The sequence below is a fragment of the Aeromonas sp. ASNIH4 genome (genome assembly GCF_002934425.1).
Taxonomy (GTDB): Bacteria; Pseudomonadota; Gammaproteobacteria; order Enterobacterales; family Aeromonadaceae; genus Aeromonas; species Aeromonas hydrophila.
Genome location: NZ_CP026217.1, coordinates 5142828 through 5160000, shown reverse-complemented (window position 1 = coordinate 5160000; position 17173 = coordinate 5142828). Strand labels below are relative to the sequence as shown.

Sequence of the window (17173 nt, the reverse complement as noted above, 5' to 3'; positions counted from 1 at the left end):
AGTTGAGGCAGTTGAGGCAGTTGAGGCAGTTGAGGCAGTTGAGGCAGTTGAGGCAGTTGAGGCAGTTGAGGCAGTTGAGGCAGTATCAGAATCCATTAAAAGAAAAGCCGGGACAAGCCCGGCTTTTTCTTTATCACTCAGCAGCTGCTTCAGCAGCGGCCGGGCGGTCTACCAGCTCAATGTAAGCCATAGGGGCGTTGTCGCCTGCACGGAAACCGCATTTCAGAATGCGAGTATAACCGCCGGCGCGCTCCAGGTAGCGCGGGCCCAGTTCATTGAACAGCTTAGCCACGATCGCGTTATCGCGAGTACGGGCAAATGCCAGGCGACGATTAGCAACGCTATCAGTCTTGGCAAGGGTGATCAGCGGTTCAACTACACGACGCAGCTCTTTTGCCTTAGGCAGAGTCGTCTTGATGATCTCATGACGAACCAGGGAGCTGGCCATGTTGCGGAACATAGCCTGACGATGGCTGCTGTTCCGGTTCAGTTGACGACCACTCAAACGATGGCGCATGACCTTATCCTTCTAACTAAATCTGTGAAACCCGTAATCTGGATTACTCGTCAGCGATGCTGGCGGGCGGCCAATTCTCGAGGCGCATGCCAAGAGACAGACCACGGGAGGCCAACACGTCCTTGATCTCAGTCAGGGACTTCTTACCGAGGTTAGGAGTCTTAAGCAACTCAACTTCGGTACGCTGTACCAGATCACCAATATAGTGGATAGCTTCTGCCTTCAGACAGTTCGCAGAACGAACTGTCAGCTCCAAATCATCGACAGGACGCAGCAGAATCGGATCAAACTCGGGTTTCTCTTCTTTCTTCTCGGGCACGCTGACATCGCGCAGATCCACGAAGGCTTCCAGTTGCTCAGCCAGAATAGTGGCAGAACGACGGATGGCTTCTTCAGGATCCAGAGTACCATTGGTCTCCATGTCGATGACCAGCTTGTCCAAGTCGGTACGCTGCTCCACACGTGCTGCCTCAACGTTGTAGGCAATACGAACGATGGGGCTGAACGCGGAGTCCAGCAGCAGGCGACCAATAGGACGCTCTTCATCATCGTTGTGAACACGAGCAGAAGCAGGCACATAACCACGACCGCGCTGAACTTTCAGGCGCATGCTGATTTCAGCATTGGCACCAGTCAGGTGGCAGATTACGTGCTCCGGGTTTACGATCTCGACTTCATCACCGTGAGTGATATCACCAGCGGTAACGGGGCCTGTTCCAGACTTGGTCAGGGACAGAGTTACCTCGTCCTTGCCTTCCAGCTTCACAGCGATACCTTTCAGGTTGAGCAGGATTTCAAGAATGTCTTCCTGTACACCTTCTTTGCTGCTGTACTCATGCAGTACCCCGTCAATTTCGACTTCAGTAACTGCACAACCGGGCATAGAAGACAGCAAAATACGACGCAGGGCATTACCCAGCGTGTGACCAAAGCCACGCTCAAGTGGCTCGAGAGTCACTTTCGCATGAGTCGGGCTAACTTGCTCGATGTCAACTAGCCGCGGTTTAAGAAAATCTGTTACAGAACCCAGCATTGTGTCCTCTCTTTAGAAGCTAGCTTTACTTGGAGTAAAGCTCGACGATCAGCTGTTCGTTAATGTCGGCAGACAGGTCGGAACGCTCTGGCAGACGCTTGAAAGCACCTTCCATTTTAGCGGCATCAACCTCTACCCAAGTCGGCTTCTCGCGCTGACCAGCAACCTCGAGGGATGCTTTGATACGCGCTTGCTTCTTAGCCTTCTCACGAACGCAGATCACGTCCTCAGGGGAAACCTGGAAAGAAGGAATGTTCACAACGCGACCGTTGACCATGATGGCCTTGTGGCTCACCAGCTGACGAGATTCAGCACGGGTAGCACCGAAGCCCATACGGTAAACAACGTTGTCCAAACGACCTTCCAGCAGCTGCAACAGGTTTTCACCGGTGTTACCCTTTTGACGGGCAGCGTCGCGGTAGTAGTTGCGGAACTGTTTTTCCAATACGCCGTAGATACGACGAACTTTTTGTTTCTCGCGCAGCTGAACACCGTAGTCAGACAGACGCGCTTTACGCGCACCATGTTGACCAGGAACGGTGTCAATCTTGCACTTAGAATCAATCGCACGAACACCAGACTTCAGGAAGAGGTCGGTGCCCTCACGACGGCTAAGCTTAAGCTTAGGACCGATATATCTTGCCATCTTCTTTCTCCAACAATCCTAGACCAAGTAGCTACAGCGTTACACGCGGCGCTTCTTGGGAGGACGACAACCGTTGTGCGGGATCGGAGTCACATCAGTAATGTTAGTGATGCGGAAACCAGCCGCGTTCAGAGCGCGGATGGAAGACTCACGACCGGGACCCGGACCTTTGACCATGACTTCCAGGTTCTTCACGCCGTATTCTTTGGCGATCTCACCAGCACGCTCAGCAGCTACCTGGGCAGCAAACGGAGTGGACTTACGGGAACCACGGAAACCTGAACCACCAGAGGTAGCCCATGACAGAGCATTGCCCTGACGGTCAGTAATGGTCACGATTGTGTTGTTGAAAGATGCATGAACGTGCGCAATACCGTCGCTCACTTGCTTTTTAACGCGCTTGCGAGCACGAGTCGGAGTTTTAGCCATTTTCTACCTTCCCGTTACTTCTTGATAGCCTTGCGCGGACCCTTACGGGTACGAGCGTTGGTCTTGGTACGTTGACCACGAACAGGCAGGCTACGACGGTGACGCAAACCACGGTAGCAACCCAGATCCATCAATCGCTTGATGTTCATGGAAATCTGACGACGCAGGTCACCTTCAACGGTGAATTTACCTACTTGTTCACGCAGACTCTCGATCTGAGCTTCGTCCAGGTCTTTAATTTTCACATTCTCAGCGATACCGGCTGCGGCACAGATGGCCTTGGAGCGGGTACGACCGACGCCATAAATAGCAGTCAAAGCAATGACTGCATGCTTATGGTCAGGAATGTTAATGCCAGCGATACGGGCCACTATTCACTCCTACATATAGTAGATTACGACCACCACAAAGCCCGTGAGCGGATACGTGGCGGTCAACCAATACACAACAAAAGTTGGCTGGCTATATTAGCCAGCACAACTATTTGTTGCAAGTACTAACCGTAAAAAATTAGCCTTGGCGCTGTTTATGCTTTGGCTCGCTGCAAATCACACGCACCACACCGTGACGCTTGATGATTTTGCAGTTACGGCAGATTGCCTTAACGGAAGCACGAACTTTCATTGCTTAACTCCGTAACTACGCCGACCTTTAGCGGCCGTAGCCCTTCAGGTTGGCCTTCCTCAGGACATCACCATATTGATGAGACATCATATGGGTCTGAACCTGAGCCATGAAGTCCATGATAACTACCACGATAATCAGCAGCGAGGTGCCACCGAAGTAGAACTGTACGTTCCAGGCAGTCATCAAGAACTGGGGTACCAGACAGATAAAGGTTATATAGAGCGCACCTGCCAATGTCAGGCGAGTCATAACCTTATCGATATAACGTGCTGTCTGCTCGCCCGGGCGGATCCCCGGGATAAAGGCTCCACTCTTCTTCAGGTTGTCTGCTGTCTCGCGGGGGTTGAACACCAGCGCGGTATAGAAGAAGCAGAAGAAGATAATGGCTGCTGCATAGAGCATCTCATACAAGGGCTGACCCGGCTGCAGGACCATAGAGACCTGTTGCAGGATATCAGCGATCTTGCCCTCGCCCTGACCAAACCAAGAGGTAATGGTCCCTGGGAAGAGGATGATGCTGGATGCGAAAATCGCAGGAATCACACCGGCCATATTCACTTTCAACGGCAGGTGTGTGCTTTGCGCGGCAAATACCTGGCGGCCTTGTTGACGCTTGGCATAGTTAACGACGATACGACGCTGACCACGCTCCACGAACACCACAAAGTAAGTCACTGCGAAAACAATCAAGCCCAGCAACAACAACAGCAGGATGTGCAATTCCCCTTGACGTGCCTGTTCGGCCGTAGCGCCAATGGCATGAGGCAGACCAGCAACGATACCTGTAAAGATAATCAACGAGATACCATTACCAATCCCACGCTCGGTAATCTGCTCACCCAACCACATCAAGAACATGGTACCGGTGACCAGACTCACAACGGCTGTGAAATAGAAGCCCAAACCCGGATGAGTCACGAGTCCTTGCATCATATTCGGCAGACCGGTTGCAATACCAATGGCCTGGAACGTTCCCAAAACCAGCGTGCCCCAACGGGTATATTGGCTAATCTTGCGACGGCCGGATTCACCTTCCTTCTTGAGTTCAGCAAGAGCGGGGTGAACCACAGTCAGCAGCTGGATAATGATCGACGCCGAAATGTACGGCATGATCCCCAGCGCAAGAATAGAAGCACGCGAGAGTGCACCACCACTGAACATGTTGAACATCTCAATGATGGTGCCCTTCTGTTGTTGGAACAACTCGGCCAGTACGGCGGCGTCAATACCAGGAATCGGCACATAAGAGCCTGCACGGAAAACGATAATCGCCCCGAGAACGAAGAGCAGACGGCTCTTCAGTTCACTCAGACCACCCTGTGCTTTAACATCCAATCCTGGTTTCTTAGCCATTGTACTGATTATTCCTCGATTTTACCGCCAGCGGCCTCGATGGCTGCACGTGCACCTTTGGTGACGGACAGACCACGAACGGTCACAGCACGGTCAATGTTGCCAGACAGAACAACTTTAGCGAATACGATGTTTTTAGTAATAACACCGGCTTGCTTCAGAGTGCTCACGTCGACCACATCACCTTCTACCAGGGCGATTTCGTTCAGGCGCACTTCGGCAGAAACCAAAGATTTGCGGGAGAAGAAACCGAACTTCGGCAGACGGATTTTCAAAGGCATCTGGCCGCCTTCGAAACCGTTGCGGACTTTGCCGCCACCGGAACGAGAGGTTTGACCTTTAACACCACGACCACCGGTCTTGCCCAGACCAGAACCGATACCACGGCCCGGACGGTGCTTAACGCGCTTGGAGCCAGCGGCCGGAGACAGAGTATTCAGACGCATGCTTAGCCCTCCACCTTAACCATGTAATAAACCTGGTTGATCATGCCGCGTACGCAGGGAGTATCTTCCAGCTCAACGGTGTGACCAATGCGACGCAGACCCAGACCACGCAGAGTCGCCTTGTGCTTTGGCAGACGGCCGATAGAGCTGCGAGTTTGAGTTACTTTTACAGTGTTAGCCATGTCGCATTACCCCAGAATTTCTTCAACGCGCAGACCACGCTTGGCAGCGATCTGGGCCGGGGATTGACCCTGTACCAGAGCGTCGACAGTTGCGCGAACAACGTTGATTGGGTTGGTGGAACCGTAGGTCTTGGCCAGCACGTTGTGGATACCAGCAACTTCCAGAACAGCACGCATGGCGCCGCCTGCAATGATACCAGTACCTTGAGAGGCCGGCTTCATGAACACGGTGGAACCGGAGTGAACACCGCGCACCGGGTGGTGCAGAGTGCCGTTGTTCAGCTCAACCTTGTTCAGGTTACGCTTAGCCTGTTCCATCGCTTTTTGAATAGCGGCCGGAACTTCACGGGCCTTACCGTAACCGTAACCTACACGGCCGTTACCATCACCCACCACGGTCAACGCGGTGAAGGACATGATACGACCACCTTTAACAGTTTTCGAAACACGGTTTACTGCAATCAGCTTTTCTTGCAGTTCGCCGGCTTGAGATTCGACTTTAGCCATCTTCGACTCCTAGCTTAGAACTGAAGACCAGCGTCACGTGCAGCAGCTGCCAGAGCAGCGATGCGACCGTGATACTTGAAACCGGAACGATCGAAAGATACGTTCTGAACGCCTTTGGCAATAGCACGCTCAGCGATTGCTTTACCTACCGCGGTCGCTGCATCAGCGTTACCGGTGTATTTAATAGCTTCACTGATGGCTTTCTCTACTGTGGAAGCAGAGGCCAGAACTTCGGAACCGTTGGCTGCAATAACCTGCGCATAGATATGACGCGGGGTACGGTGAACAACCAGACGGGTAGCTCCCAGTTCCTGCATCTTTTTCCGAGCACGAGTAGCACGACGGAGACGAGCTGCTTTCTTGTCCATAGTGTTACCTTACTTCTTCTTAGCTTCTTTAGTACGCACTTGCTCGTTGGCATAGCGTACACCCTTGCCCTTGTAGGGCTCCGGAGCGCGGTAAGCACGGATATCGGCGGCGACTTGGCCAACCAGCTGCTTGTCGACACCACGCAGAACGATTTCTGTGGCAGTCGGGCACTCAGCGGTCACACCAGCCGGCAGCGCATGCTCTACCGGGTGAGAGAAGCCCAGAGCCAGCGCAACAGCATTGCCCTTGATGGAGGCTTTATAACCTACACCAACCAGCTGCAGCTTGCGCTCGAAGCCTTGGGTAACACCGATTACCATGTTGTTGACCAATGCACGGGCAGTACCGGCCTGAGCGTCAGCACCAGCGATGCCGTCGCGCGGGGCGAACTTCAGTACATTGTCTTCTTTGGTCACTTCTACACCGGCGTGAATAGAGCGAACCAGGGAACCTTTACCACCTTTGATGGACAGTTCCTGGCCGTTCAGAGTCACCTCTACGCCAGCAGGAATAGTGACGGGTGCCTTAGCAACACGAGACATTTCCTACCTCCTATTAAGCGACGTAGCAGATGATCTCACCGCCCATGCTTGCTTTGCGGGCAGCACGGTCAGTCATCACACCTTTAGACGTGGACACGATAGCAACACCGAGACCGCCCATAACTTTCGGCAGATCAGTAGTGCGCTTGTAAATACGCAGGCCGGGACGGCTCACGCGTTGGATCAGTTCTACAACTGGCTTGCCCTGGAAATATTTCAGTTCAATTTCCAGTTCCGGCTTCACGTCACCAGCTACGGAGTAGCCAGTGATGTAACCTTCTTCTTTCAGCACTTTGGCGATAGCCACTTTCAGCTTGGAAGAAGGCATGGAAACCGCAACTTTGCTCGCCGCCTGACCGTTACGGATGCGGGTCAGCATATCCGCGATCGGATCTTGCATGCTCATAAGTCTAACTCCCGAGATTCGTTACCAAGAAGCCTTCTTCAGGCCCGGAATTTCGCCCTTCATGGCATGCTCACGCACCTTGATGCGAGACAGGCCAAACTTGCGCAGGAAACCGTGCGGACGACCAGTAATATTGCAACGGTTACGCTGGCGGGACGGACTGGAATCACGGGGCAGCTGTTGCAGTTGCAGGACAGCATCCCAACGCGCTTCTTCAGAAGCGTTCATATCAACAATGATAGCTTTCAGCTCGGTTCGCTTGGAGGCGAACTTGGCTACCAGCTTCGCACGCTTTGCTTCACGTGCTTTCATGGAAGTTTTAGCCATAACCCTAACCTTACTTGCGGAATGGGAAGTTAAAGGCAGCCAGCAGAGCACGGCCTTCTTCATCGGTATTCGCGGAAGTGGTGATGGTGATATCCAGACCACGGACGCGATCGACCTTGTCATAGTCGATTTCCGGGAAGATGATTTGCTCACGCACGCCCATGGAGTAGTTACCACGACCGTCGAACGCTTTAGCGTTCAGGCCGCGGAAGTCACGGATACGCGGTACGGAGATGCAAATCAGCCGTTCCAGGAACTCCCACATACGCTCGCCACGCAGGGTTACTTTACAACCTATCGGGTAGCCTTCACGAATCTTGAAGCCCGCAACAGATTTGCGAGCTTTGGTGATCAGCGGCTTCTGACCGGAAATGGCAGCCATATCGGCAGCAGCATTTTCCAGCAATTTCTTGTCAGAGATCGCTTCACCAACACCCATGTTCAGGGTGATTTTCTCGATCCGAGGGACTTGCATGATAGTCTTGTAACCGAACTGTTTGGACAGTTCATTTACTACATCGGATTTGTAGTAATCATGCAGTTTCGCCATCGTTAAACTCCAATTACTTCACAAGTTCGCCGGTGGATTTGAAGAAACGGACTTTTTTGCCGTCTTCAATCCGGAAACCAACGCGGTCAGCCTTGCCAGTGGCAGAGTTGAACAGCGCTACGTTAGATACATCGATGGGGGCTTCTTTGGTGACGATACCGCCAGCCTGACCCAGTGCGGGTACCGGCTTCTGGTGTTTCTTCACCTGGTTGATGCCTTCCACGATTACCTTACCTTTTGCAATCAGGACTTGAGTGACTTTGCCACGCTTGCCCTTGTCTTTGCCGGTAAGAACAATCACTTCGTCTTCGCGACGGATTTTAGCTGCCATCGTTCGACTCCTTACAGTACTTCGGGTGCCAGGGACACAATCTTCATGAACTTCTCATTACGCAGTTCACGAGTCACCGGGCCAAAAATACGAGTACCGATTGGCTGTTGGTTGTTGTTAAGCAACACAGCCGCATTGTTGTCGAAACGGATGACAGAGCCGTCCGGACGACGAACGCCTTTACGGGTGCGTACGACCACCGCGTTATACACATCACCTTTCTTCACTTTACCGCGAGGAATGGCTTCCTTGATGGAAACCTTGATGATGTCGCCGATGCCGGCGTAACGGCGGTGCGAACCACCCAGAACCTTAATACACATTACACTGCGAGCGCCGGAGTTGTCGGCAACACCCAGCATACTTTGCATCTGGATCATCTTAGTGCTCCGCTTTGTTTACTTCTTATCCCTCTCGGGATCTGGCTGCCTTCAAAAGGCGCGAAACTATAACACAGGATTTTTAGAAAAGGTAGCCTAAAAAACAAACGGCCCCACTAAGGGGCCGTTTGGACTACAAAGTACCGATTAGGCCTTTTCTACAACGGCAACCAGGGTCCAGGACTTGGTCTTGGACAGCGGGCGGCATTCGCGGATTTCCACGAGGTCGCCAGCTTTGCATTCGTTGTTTTCATCATGTACGTGCAGCTTGGTAGTGCGCTTGATGATCTTACCGTAGATCGGGTGCTTTACCTTGCGCTCGATAGCAACAGTGATGGACTTGTCCATCTTGTCGCTGATTACACGACCTTGCAGAGTACGGATCTTGTCAGTCATTACGCACCTGCCTTCTCAGTCAGTACAGTCTTGATACGTGCGACGTCACGACGCACTTGTTTCAGAGTGTGAGTCTGAGCCAGCTGGCCGGTGGAAGCTTGCATGCGCATGTTGAATTGCTCACGCAGCAGACCCAGCAGCTCCTGGTTCAGTTCTTCGACGCTCTTTTGACGCAGATCTTGGGCTTTCATCACATCACCGTCTTAATTACGAAAGTGGTCTGAACGGACAGCTTAGCTGCGGCCAGGGCAAACGCTTCACGCGCCAGAGCCTCAGGTACACCATCCATCTCGTACAGAACCTTGCCAGGCTGGATCGGGCAAACCCAGTATTCCACGTTACCCTTACCTTTACCCATACGAACTTCGAGGGGCTTTTCGGTGATGGGCTTGTCCGGGAACACACGGATCCAGATCTTGCCTTGACGCTTAACGTGACGGGTCATGGCACGACGGGCTGCTTCGATTTGACGAGCAGTCAGTTGACCACGGGATGTCGCCTTCAGGCCAAAGGTACCGAAGGATACTTCGTTACCAGAGTTGGCCAGACCGCGGTTACGACCCTTGTGGGTCTTGCGGAATTTAGTACGCTTTGGTTGCAACATTTACCGAATCTCCTTACTTAGCAGCGCGGCGCTTGTTGTCACGCTTGGGCTTTGCAGGAGCTTGCTCTTGAGCAGCAGCGGCATTAACAGCAGCCAGACCGCCCAGAACTTCGCCCTTGAAGATCCAAACTTTAACGCCGATCACACCGTAAGTGGTGTGGGCTTCAGAAGTTGCGTAGTCGATGTCGGCACGCAGGGTGTGCAACGGCACACGACCTTCACGGTACCATTCGGTACGCGCGATTTCAGCGCCGCCCAGACGACCGGAAACTTCCACTTTGATGCCCTTGGCACCCAGGCGCATTGCGTTCTGTACGGCGCGCTTCATAGCACGACGGAACATTACACGACGCTCCAGCTGGGAAGTGATGCTGTCGGCAACCAGTTTGCCATCCAGCTCCGGCTTGCGGACTTCGGAAATGTTGATCTGAGCAGGCACGCCAGCAATTGCGGCTACAGCTTTGCGCAGTTTCTCAACGTCTTCGCCTTTCTTACCGATCACAACCCCCGGACGAGCGGTGTGAATGGTCACACGGATGCTCTTGGCCGGACGCTCGATGGTGATCTTGGACAAGGACGCGTTTTTCAGTTCCTTGGTCAGGAACTGGCGTACTTGAAAATCGCTGTACAGGTTGTCAGCGAAGTCTTTGGTGTTCGCGAACCAGGTAGAATTCCAAGGCTTGGTAATACCCAGGCGAATGCCATTAGGATGTACTTTCTGACCCATTGCTTATCTCCCAGCCTTAGCGTCGGATACCACTACGGTGATGTGAGCGGTACGCTTGAGGATACGATCCGCACGACCTTTGGCACGCGGACGGATGCGCTTCATGGAGGGACCTTCGTCGACCATGATAGTAGCAACACGCAGCGCGTCGATATCGGCGCCTTCGTTGTGCTCAGCGTTTGCAATGGCAGATTCCAGCACTTTCTTCACCAGAGCTGCAGCCTTTTTCGGGCTGAAGGTCAGGATGTTCAGAGCCTTGTCTACGGACAGACCACGTACTTGATCGGCTACCAGACGAGCTTTCTGGGCAGAAGTACGGGCATAACGGTGTTTAGCGATAGCTTCCATCATTTATCCCTTAGCGCTTCTTAGCCTTCTTATCAGCAGCATGGCCGCGATAAGTACGAGTCGGTGCGAATTCACCCAGTTTGTGACCGATCATTTCTTCGGTAACGAAAACCGGAACGTGCTGACGACCATTATGGACAGCGATGGTCAAACCGATCATGTTCGGGATGATCATTGAACGACGGGACCAGGTCTTAACCGGCTTTTTATCCCCGCTTTCCACCGCTTTCTCTACCTTCTTCAGCAAGTGCAGGTCAATAAATGGACCCTTCTTGAGAGAACGTGGCATGGTGATTCCTCTATGTTAACAATTACTTGTTACGACGACGTACGATGTACTTGTCGGTACGCTTGTTCTTACGGGTCTTGAAGCCTTTAGCCTTCTGGCCCCATGGGGACACAGGCTGCATGCCCTTGTTGCGACCCTCACCACCACCGTGCGGGTGGTCGACCGGGTTCATCGCCATACCGCGAACGGTCGGACGAATACCACGCCAGCGGTTTGCACCGGCTTTACCCAGTTGACGCAGCATGTGCTCGGAGTTACCAACTTCACCGATGGTGGCGCGGCACTCGGCCAGAACTTTACGTACTTCGCCGGAACGCAGACGCAGAGTTACATAGTTACCTTCACGAGCCAGGATCTGGATGAAAGTACCAGCAGAACGAGCCAGCTGGGCACCTTTACCAGGCTTCATCTCAACAGCGTGAACGGTAGAACCGACCGGGATGTTGCGCATCGGCAGGGTGTTACCTACCTTGATTGCGGCATCAGCACCAGAAGCGATTGCATCACCAGCTTTCAGGCCTTTCGGAGCCAGGATGTAACGACGCTCACCGTCTGCATACAGCACCAGGGCGATGTTTGCGGTACGGTTAGGATCGTATTCCAGGCGCTCTACTTTGGCCGGGATACCGTCTTTGTCGCGCTTGAAGTCGACGATACGGTAGTGTTGCTTGTGACCACCGCCAATGTGACGGGTGGTGATGCGGCCGTTGTTGTTACGACCACCGGACTTGTCTTTCTTGTCCAGCAGAGCTGCAAAGGGCTTGCCCTTGTACAGGTCTTGGTTGACGATCTTGACGACGTGGCGGCGGCCCGGAGAAGTAGGCTTGCACTTAACGATTGCCATTTTTCAGAACTCCTCTTACTCGGCTGCGCCCATGAAGTCGATGTCCTGACCAGCTTTCAGGGTCACATAAGCCTTTTTCCAATCGGAACGACGGCCTACGCGTGCACCTGCGCGCTTGGTCTTACCCTTCATGTTCAGGGTACGGACGGTCTCAACTTCGACCTCGAACAGTTTCGCAACTGCAGCTTTGACTTCCGCCTTGGTGGCATCAACAGCAACTTTGAACACGATAGTGTTCTGCTTTTCTGCGACCATGGTGCTCTTTTCAGAGATGTGCGGAGCCTTCAGAACTTTCAGCAGACGCTCTTCACGGATCATGCCAGCATCTCCTCGATTTGCTTAACTGCGTCAGCAGTCATCAGAACCTTGTCGAAAGCGATCAGGCTGACCGGGTCGATACCGGCAACGTCACGCACGTCAACTTTGTACAGGTTACGAGCAGCCAGGAACAGGTTCTCATCGACTTCAGCAGTCACGATCAGAACGTCAGTCAGTTCCATTTCTTTCAGCTTGGCGATCAGTTCTTTGGTCTTCGGAGCTTCGATGCCGAACTTCTCAACAACGATCAGGCGCTCTTGACGTACCAGCTCGGACAGGATGCTACGGATAGCGCCGCGGTACATCTTCTTGTTTACTTTCTGGCTGTGATCTTGCGGCTTAGCTGCAAAAGTCACACCACCGGAACGCCAAATGGGCGAACGGATGGAGCCAGCACGGGCACGACCAGTACCCTTCTGACGCCACGGCTTTTTGCCGCCACCAGACACTTCAGAGCGAGTCAGCTGCGCACGAGTACCCTGACGGGCACCAGCGGCATAAGCAACGACAACCTGGTGAACCAGAGCTTCGTTGAATTCGCGCCCGAAGGTAGTCTCGGAAACTTCAAGAGCGCTCTTGGCGTCTTTCATTACCAATTCCATTACTATCTCCTCAGACGTTACGCTTTGACGGCAGGTTTAACGATCACGTTGCCGTTGGTTGCACCCGGTACTGCGCCTTTGATGAGCAGCAGGTTGCGTTCAGCGTCAACACGAACCAGTTCCAGGTTCTGAGTCGTTACACGCTCAGCACCCATGTGACCAGCCATCTTTTTGCCCTTGAATACACGGCCCGGGGTCTGGTTTTGACCAATGGAGCCAGGTACACGGTGGGACAGAGAGTTACCGTGGGTCATATCCTGGGTGCGGAAGTTCCAGCGCTTAACAGTACCGGCAAAACCTTTACCCTTGGATGTGCCGGTAACGTCTACCAGCTTAACGTCAGCGAGAAGATCTACTTTCAGCTCGCTACCAACAGTGAAAGTTTCACCGTTGTTCAGGCGGAATTCCCACAGACCGCGGCCGGCTTCTACACCAGCTTTGGCGAAGTGGCCAGCTTCCGGCTTGGTTACACGGCTGGCTTTCTTGGCGCCAGTGGTAACCTGAATAGCGTTGTAGCCGTCGGTTTCTACAGATTTGACCTGAGTTACACGGTTAGCTTCAACTTCGATAACAGTCACCGGGATAGAAACGCCATCTTCAGTGAAGATGCGAGTCATACCCACTTTGCGACCTACAAGACCGATTGTCATTGTTATCAACCTCTTTCCGTAATTAACCCAGGCTGATCTGGACGTCTACACCAGCTGCCAGATCCAGACGCATCAGGGCGTCAACGGTCTTGTCAGTCGGCTCAACGATGTCTACCAGACGCTTGTGAGTGCGGATCTCGTACTGATCACGCGCATCTTTGTTGACGTGCGGGGAGATCAGGACGGTGAAGCGCTCTTTGCGAGTCGGCAGCGGAATAGGACCGCGAACCTGCGCGCCGGTGCGCTTTGCAGTTTCAACGATTTCCGCAGTGGATTGATCGATCAGGCGATGATCAAAAGCCTTCAGGCGGATACGGATTCTTTGGTTCTGCATTGACAGAGCTCCAATAGATAAAAGAACATAAATCAACACCGCCCGACCGAGATTACTCCCGCCAGAGGTGCGATTTTTCACGTTTCCTCCCATATCGGGAGGACTGTATGGCTGGCTCCCGCAAGCGGGAAACTCAGCAAGCAGACATATCGTCTGGCTTACCTCATGGGTAAGCGGAGGGGATTATACGGATTTTTTCAATTTGCGCAAGAGAAGGCGAACAGATTGTGCGCAATTTTATGTGACAGATGGATCTCGCCAAAGGCTGGGCAAGCCCTTGCCTGGCAGGGGTAACGACAATGTTGCAAACAGGCTGGTAGACTGTGTGCCGGCCTTCGTCATCGGAACGACACCCCATGCTCAAAGATCAGAAAAAAGCCTATCAATATGGACTCTGCGCCGTCGCCCTCTGGTCGACGGTCGCCAGCGCCTTCAAGATCTCCCTCGCCTACTTTGAACCGGTACAGCTGCTGCTGGTCGCGGCCTGCACCTCGACCCTGACGCTCGGGGTGATCGTGACCTGTCAGGGCAAACTGCCGCTGCTGCTCGGCTATATCAAGAGTCGCCCCCTCTACTATCTGGCACTGGGAGTGCTCAACCCCTTTCTCTATTACCTGCTGCTGTTCAAGGCGTATGACCTGTTGCCCGCCCAGCAGGCGCAGACCCTCAACTACACCTGGGCCATCACCCTCAGTCTGCTGGCGGTGCCCTTCCTCGGTCAGAAGCTGCGCCGCCGCGACGGAGTCGCCATCGTGCTCGGCTACTTCGGTGCGCTGGTGATTGCCACCAAGGGGGATGTATTCGGTCTGCAGTTCGACAGCCCCCTCGGCGTCACGCTGGCACTGGTATCGACCCTGATCTGGGCCGGCTACTGGATCCTCAACACCCGCAACCAGGGCGACCCCATCGTCAGCCTGCTGCTGGGCTTCCTCATCAGCCTGCCCTTCATCGTCGCGGCGACCTGGCTGCTCTCGGACTTTGCCATGACCGCCTGGCAGGGGTGGGCCGGCGCCATCTACGTGGGGTTGTTCGAGATGGGCTTCGGCTTCGTGCTCTGGCTGATGGCGCTGCGCCACGCCACCAACACGGCCCCCATCAGCAACCTCATCTTCATCTCGCCGTTTGCCTCGCTGGTGCTGCTCAACCTGCTGATCGGCGAGACCATCCACCCGGCCACCCCCATCGGGCTGGCGCTCATTGTCGCCGCCCTGCTGATCCAGCAGCTGAAATACGGCAGGCGCTACCGCAAGACCAGCGAGCCGCAAGCCTGACATGCGAAGGGCGTATCCACGGATACGCCCTTCGTTCAATCAATCCACTCCAGCGGCTGGTTCTTGGGCAGCCGGATCTCCACCAGCAAACCCCCCAGCTCGGAGCACCCCAGCCTGATGGTGCCATGATGCTGGGAAACGATCTTGGCGACGATGGCCAACCCCAGGCCGCTGCCGCTGCCGGTACGGGCCTCGTTGCCCTGGGTGAAGGGCTTGAGCACCCGGTAGTAATCCTGCTCCGGAATACCGGGGCCGTCATCCGACAACCGCAGCCGCACCCAGTGACCATCATCCTTGAGCTCGGCCTGCAGCCGGCTCGCACCGTAGCGCAGCGAATTGCCTGACAGGTTGTTGAGGATGCGGCGAATGCTGATGGGATTGCAGGCCACCCGTACTGCCTCGGCCGGCAACTCGAGCTCCACCTCCAGACCCTGATCGGTCTGCACCAGCAAGCTGTCGTGGATCAGCTGGGTCAGGTCGATCTGCTGGGTATCCAGCCCCTCGTCCGGCCGAATGTAGTCGATGAACTGATCGATGATGCCATTGGACTCGTCAATGTCCGCATTGATGCTCTCCTTGAGGTACTCATCCCCGGAGGACATCATTTCGGTCGCCAGTCGGATACGGGTCAGCGGGGTACGCAGATCGTGGGAGACACCCGCCATCATCAGGTTGCGCTCCTCGATCAGGCCCTTGATGGAGCTCGACATATGGTTGAAGGTGCGAGTCAGCCGACGCACCTCCCGCGAGCCCTGCTCCCCCAACGCATCGGGGAAATTGCCGCGCGCCACCGCCACGGCCCCCGCCTCCAGATCTTCCAGCGGCCGCACCAACTGGCGGGCAAAGCGCCAGGCCGCGAACAAGGTCACCACCAGCAGCACGCTCATGTAGAGGATCAGCGGCTCGATGTCGTCATCCTCGATCTCGGTCAGCGGGATGCGCACCCACACCTTGTTGGCCTGGGGCGGCTGGATCCAGATGATGTAGTGATCCTGGATCTCGACCCTGACCTTGGTCTTGCCCCCCAGCTCGCGGCTGATGCTCTCTTCCAGATAGGTGTAGGGCTTGGACTCGTTGAGCCCGTGCTGCTCCGCCTCGGTCTGGGTATAGATGTCGCTGCCGGTCGCCACATAGACCAGCGCCTCGGCGTCTTCACTCAGCGCCAGCTGGTTGCTCTCGACCGGGAAGATGAGCTTGACCTGGTTGGCCAGCAGGTGGCTGATCTGCTTGACGGTCGGCGCCAGCAGATAGTTGTAGAAGGTGGCATAGGAGACAAACTGATAGACCACCAGCACGGCGGCCAAAAACCAGAGCATGCGGGAAAACATGCTGCTCACTTTCTTCATTCGCCGTCACCGTCCGGCACGAACACATAGCCCAGACCCCAGACGGTCTGCAGATAACGGGGCTGCGCTGGGTCCTGCTCCAGCAGGCGACGCAGGCGCGAGACCTGCACGTCGATGCTGCGCTCGGTGGCGGTATATTCGCGACCGCGGGCCAGGTTCATCAGCTTGTCGCGAGAGAGAGGCTCGCGCGGATGACTCACCAGCACCTTGAGCACGGCGAATTCGCCGCTGGTCAGCGCAACCGGATCACCATCGCGGCTCAGCTCGCGGGTCGCCAGGTTGAGCTGATAGCTGCCAAAGCTCACCACCTTCTCGGCGGTGGAGGGGGCGCCCGGCAACTCGACGGTGTGCCGGCGCAGCACGGCGCGGATCCGGGCCAGCAGCTCACGGGGGTTGAACGGCTTGGGCAGGTAATCATCGGCCCCCATCTCGAGCCCGACGATGCGATCCACCTCATCCCCCTTGGCGGTCAGCATCAGCACCGGGATCTGGTTGCCAGCCTCGCGCAGGCGGCGGCAGATGGAGAGGCCGTCTTCCCCCGGCAGCATCAAATCCAGCACCATCAGGCTGAAATTCTCACGGGTCAGCAGGCGGTCGGCCTGTTCACCATTGGCGACGCCCCGAACCACGAACCCCTGTTCGGTCAGGTAGCGCTCCAGCAGGGAACGTAATTTCAAATCATCGTCGACGACCAGAACCTTGTATTGCTGACTCATTGCTTGCCTCTCCTCTCGATATGCTGCCAATACTAGAGCTCGGGCTCGTAACGGCCAAGCCTAAATATGTTACCGGTTATTGC

The 17173-nt window shown here is 54.8% G+C and carries 31 protein-coding genes; 1 reads left to right on the top strand and 30 read right to left on the bottom strand.

Annotated features, from left to right (window positions below):
* Nucleotides 1-133: 133 nt before the first annotated feature.
* From rplQ to rpsJ, 28 genes are all read right to left on the bottom strand, one after another.
* Entirely contained in the window at nucleotides 134-517 is a 384-nt protein-coding gene (rplQ, locus tag C2U40_RS24270) for a 50S ribosomal protein L17 (protein ID WP_005307999.1), read from the bottom strand.
* A 43-nt stretch (nucleotides 518-560) separates the two neighbouring features.
* Entirely contained in the window at nucleotides 561-1550 is a 990-nt protein-coding gene (locus C2U40_RS24265) for a DNA-directed RNA polymerase subunit alpha (protein ID WP_005307997.1), read from the bottom strand.
* Between the two features lie 25 nt (nucleotides 1551-1575).
* Nucleotides 1576-2196: a 30S ribosomal protein S4 gene (rpsD, locus tag C2U40_RS24260; RefSeq protein ID WP_011704319.1), complete on the bottom strand. Its 621-nt coding sequence runs from the start codon at nucleotides 2194-2196 to the stop codon at nucleotides 1576-1578.
* A gap of 39 nt (nucleotides 2197-2235) precedes the next feature.
* Complete coding sequence (rpsK, locus tag C2U40_RS24255) at nucleotides 2236-2625, bottom strand: 30S ribosomal protein S11 (RefSeq protein ID WP_005319702.1); 390 nt, start codon at nucleotides 2623-2625, stop codon at nucleotides 2236-2238.
* A gap of 14 nt (nucleotides 2626-2639) precedes the next feature.
* Nucleotides 2640-2996, bottom strand: coding sequence for a 30S ribosomal protein S13 (rpsM, locus tag C2U40_RS24250; protein WP_005307991.1), 357 nt, complete (start codon nucleotides 2994-2996; stop codon nucleotides 2640-2642).
* A 139-nt stretch (nucleotides 2997-3135) separates the two neighbouring features.
* Nucleotides 3136-3249, bottom strand: a complete 114-nt coding sequence (gene rpmJ, locus C2U40_RS24245; protein ID WP_005319705.1) for a 50S ribosomal protein L36 — start codon at nucleotides 3247-3249, stop codon at nucleotides 3136-3138.
* Nucleotides 3250-3276: 27 nt separating this feature from the next.
* Complete coding sequence (gene secY, locus C2U40_RS24240; protein WP_010672567.1) at nucleotides 3277-4605, bottom strand: preprotein translocase subunit SecY; 1329 nt, start codon at nucleotides 4603-4605, stop codon at nucleotides 3277-3279.
* A gap of 8 nt (nucleotides 4606-4613) precedes the next feature.
* Nucleotides 4614-5051, bottom strand: coding sequence for a 50S ribosomal protein L15 (gene rplO / locus C2U40_RS24235; protein WP_005307987.1), 438 nt, complete (start codon nucleotides 5049-5051; stop codon nucleotides 4614-4616).
* 2 nt (nucleotides 5052-5053) lie between these two features.
* A complete protein-coding gene (gene rpmD, locus C2U40_RS24230; RefSeq protein ID WP_005307985.1) occupies nucleotides 5054-5233 on the bottom strand; it encodes a 50S ribosomal protein L30 in 180 nt (59 codons plus the stop codon).
* Nucleotides 5234-5239: 6 nt separating this feature from the next.
* The gene (gene rpsE, locus C2U40_RS24225) at nucleotides 5240-5740 is read right to left on the bottom strand and encodes a 30S ribosomal protein S5 (protein WP_011704318.1); all 501 of its coding nucleotides are present in this window, start codon (nucleotides 5738-5740) and stop codon (nucleotides 5240-5242) included.
* A 14-nt stretch (nucleotides 5741-5754) separates the two neighbouring features.
* Complete coding sequence (gene rplR, locus C2U40_RS24220) at nucleotides 5755-6108, bottom strand: 50S ribosomal protein L18 (protein WP_011704317.1); 354 nt, start codon at nucleotides 6106-6108, stop codon at nucleotides 5755-5757.
* Between the two features lie 9 nt (nucleotides 6109-6117).
* Nucleotides 6118-6651, bottom strand: a complete 534-nt coding sequence (gene rplF, locus C2U40_RS24215) for a 50S ribosomal protein L6 (protein WP_005307981.1) — start codon at nucleotides 6649-6651, stop codon at nucleotides 6118-6120.
* 13 nt (nucleotides 6652-6664) lie between these two features.
* Nucleotides 6665-7057, bottom strand: a complete 393-nt coding sequence (rpsH, locus tag C2U40_RS24210) for a 30S ribosomal protein S8 (protein ID WP_011704316.1) — start codon at nucleotides 7055-7057, stop codon at nucleotides 6665-6667.
* A 21-nt stretch (nucleotides 7058-7078) separates the two neighbouring features.
* Entirely contained in the window at nucleotides 7079-7384 is a 306-nt protein-coding gene (gene rpsN, locus C2U40_RS24205; protein WP_011704315.1) for a 30S ribosomal protein S14, read from the bottom strand.
* Nucleotides 7385-7394: 10 nt separating this feature from the next.
* Entirely contained in the window at nucleotides 7395-7934 is a 540-nt protein-coding gene (rplE, locus tag C2U40_RS24200) for a 50S ribosomal protein L5 (protein ID WP_005331162.1), read from the bottom strand.
* Between the two features lie 13 nt (nucleotides 7935-7947).
* Nucleotides 7948-8265 (bottom strand): 50S ribosomal protein L24, encoded by a 318-nt coding sequence (gene rplX, locus C2U40_RS24195; protein WP_005307977.1) that lies wholly within the window; start codon nucleotides 8263-8265, stop codon nucleotides 7948-7950.
* 11 nt (nucleotides 8266-8276) lie between these two features.
* Entirely contained in the window at nucleotides 8277-8645 is a 369-nt protein-coding gene (gene rplN / locus C2U40_RS24190) for a 50S ribosomal protein L14 (protein ID WP_005307975.1), read from the bottom strand.
* Between the two features lie 147 nt (nucleotides 8646-8792).
* Nucleotides 8793-9041, bottom strand: coding sequence for a 30S ribosomal protein S17 (gene rpsQ, locus C2U40_RS24185; RefSeq protein ID WP_005307966.1), 249 nt, complete (start codon nucleotides 9039-9041; stop codon nucleotides 8793-8795).
* On the bottom strand, nucleotides 9041-9232 hold the full coding sequence (rpmC, locus tag C2U40_RS24180; protein ID WP_005307965.1) for a 50S ribosomal protein L29: 192 nt from the start codon (nucleotides 9230-9232) through the stop codon (nucleotides 9041-9043). Before rpmC ends, rpsQ begins: the two co-directional genes overlap by 1 nt.
* On the bottom strand, nucleotides 9232-9645 hold the full coding sequence (rplP, locus tag C2U40_RS24175) for a 50S ribosomal protein L16 (RefSeq protein ID WP_005307963.1): 414 nt from the start codon (nucleotides 9643-9645) through the stop codon (nucleotides 9232-9234). Before rplP ends, rpmC begins: the two co-directional genes overlap by 1 nt.
* A gap of 13 nt (nucleotides 9646-9658) precedes the next feature.
* The gene (rpsC, locus tag C2U40_RS24170; RefSeq protein WP_005331168.1) at nucleotides 9659-10372 is read right to left on the bottom strand and encodes a 30S ribosomal protein S3; all 714 of its coding nucleotides are present in this window, start codon (nucleotides 10370-10372) and stop codon (nucleotides 9659-9661) included.
* Nucleotides 10373-10375: 3 nt separating this feature from the next.
* Nucleotides 10376-10720 (bottom strand): 50S ribosomal protein L22, encoded by a 345-nt coding sequence (rplV, locus tag C2U40_RS24165; RefSeq protein ID WP_011704314.1) that lies wholly within the window; start codon nucleotides 10718-10720, stop codon nucleotides 10376-10378.
* A gap of 10 nt (nucleotides 10721-10730) precedes the next feature.
* Nucleotides 10731-11009 (bottom strand): 30S ribosomal protein S19, encoded by a 279-nt coding sequence (gene rpsS, locus C2U40_RS24160; RefSeq protein WP_005307960.1) that lies wholly within the window; start codon nucleotides 11007-11009, stop codon nucleotides 10731-10733.
* Nucleotides 11010-11031: 22 nt separating this feature from the next.
* Nucleotides 11032-11853 (bottom strand): 50S ribosomal protein L2, encoded by an 822-nt coding sequence (gene rplB / locus C2U40_RS24155; protein WP_005307957.1) that lies wholly within the window; start codon nucleotides 11851-11853, stop codon nucleotides 11032-11034.
* A gap of 15 nt (nucleotides 11854-11868) precedes the next feature.
* Nucleotides 11869-12171 (bottom strand): 50S ribosomal protein L23, encoded by a 303-nt coding sequence (gene rplW / locus C2U40_RS24150; protein WP_005307955.1) that lies wholly within the window; start codon nucleotides 12169-12171, stop codon nucleotides 11869-11871.
* Nucleotides 12168-12773 carry a 50S ribosomal protein L4 gene (rplD, locus tag C2U40_RS24145; protein WP_005340616.1) on the bottom strand — a complete coding sequence of 202 codons (606 nt, stop codon included), beginning with the start codon at nucleotides 12771-12773 and terminating at the stop codon, nucleotides 12168-12170. The genes rplW and rplD overlap by 4 nt, the downstream gene beginning before the upstream one ends.
* A 17-nt stretch (nucleotides 12774-12790) precedes the next feature.
* The gene (gene rplC / locus C2U40_RS24140) at nucleotides 12791-13423 is read right to left on the bottom strand and encodes a 50S ribosomal protein L3 (protein ID WP_010672559.1); all 633 of its coding nucleotides are present in this window, start codon (nucleotides 13421-13423) and stop codon (nucleotides 12791-12793) included.
* Nucleotides 13424-13445: 22 nt separating this feature from the next.
* Entirely contained in the window at nucleotides 13446-13757 is a 312-nt protein-coding gene (gene rpsJ / locus C2U40_RS24135) for a 30S ribosomal protein S10 (protein WP_005307944.1), read from the bottom strand.
* A gap of 356 nt (nucleotides 13758-14113) precedes the next feature.
* Between rpsJ and C2U40_RS24130 the strand changes: the two genes are divergently transcribed.
* Complete coding sequence (locus C2U40_RS24130; protein WP_103828667.1) at nucleotides 14114-15028, top strand: DMT family transporter; 915 nt, start codon at nucleotides 14114-14116, stop codon at nucleotides 15026-15028.
* 35 nt (nucleotides 15029-15063) lie between these two features.
* On the opposite strand, the gene envZ is transcribed toward C2U40_RS24130, so the two are convergent.
* Together envZ and ompR are read right to left on the bottom strand one after the other, a co-directional pair.
* Nucleotides 15064-16374 carry a two-component system sensor histidine kinase EnvZ gene (envZ, locus tag C2U40_RS24125; RefSeq protein ID WP_049046723.1) on the bottom strand — a complete coding sequence of 437 codons (1311 nt, stop codon included), beginning with the start codon at nucleotides 16372-16374 and terminating at the stop codon, nucleotides 15064-15066.
* Nucleotides 16371-17090 carry an osmolarity response regulator transcription factor OmpR gene (gene ompR / locus C2U40_RS24120; RefSeq protein WP_005307934.1) on the bottom strand — a complete coding sequence of 240 codons (720 nt, stop codon included), beginning with the start codon at nucleotides 17088-17090 and terminating at the stop codon, nucleotides 16371-16373. Before ompR ends, envZ begins: the two co-directional genes overlap by 4 nt.
* Nucleotides 17091-17173 lie beyond the last annotated feature (83 nt).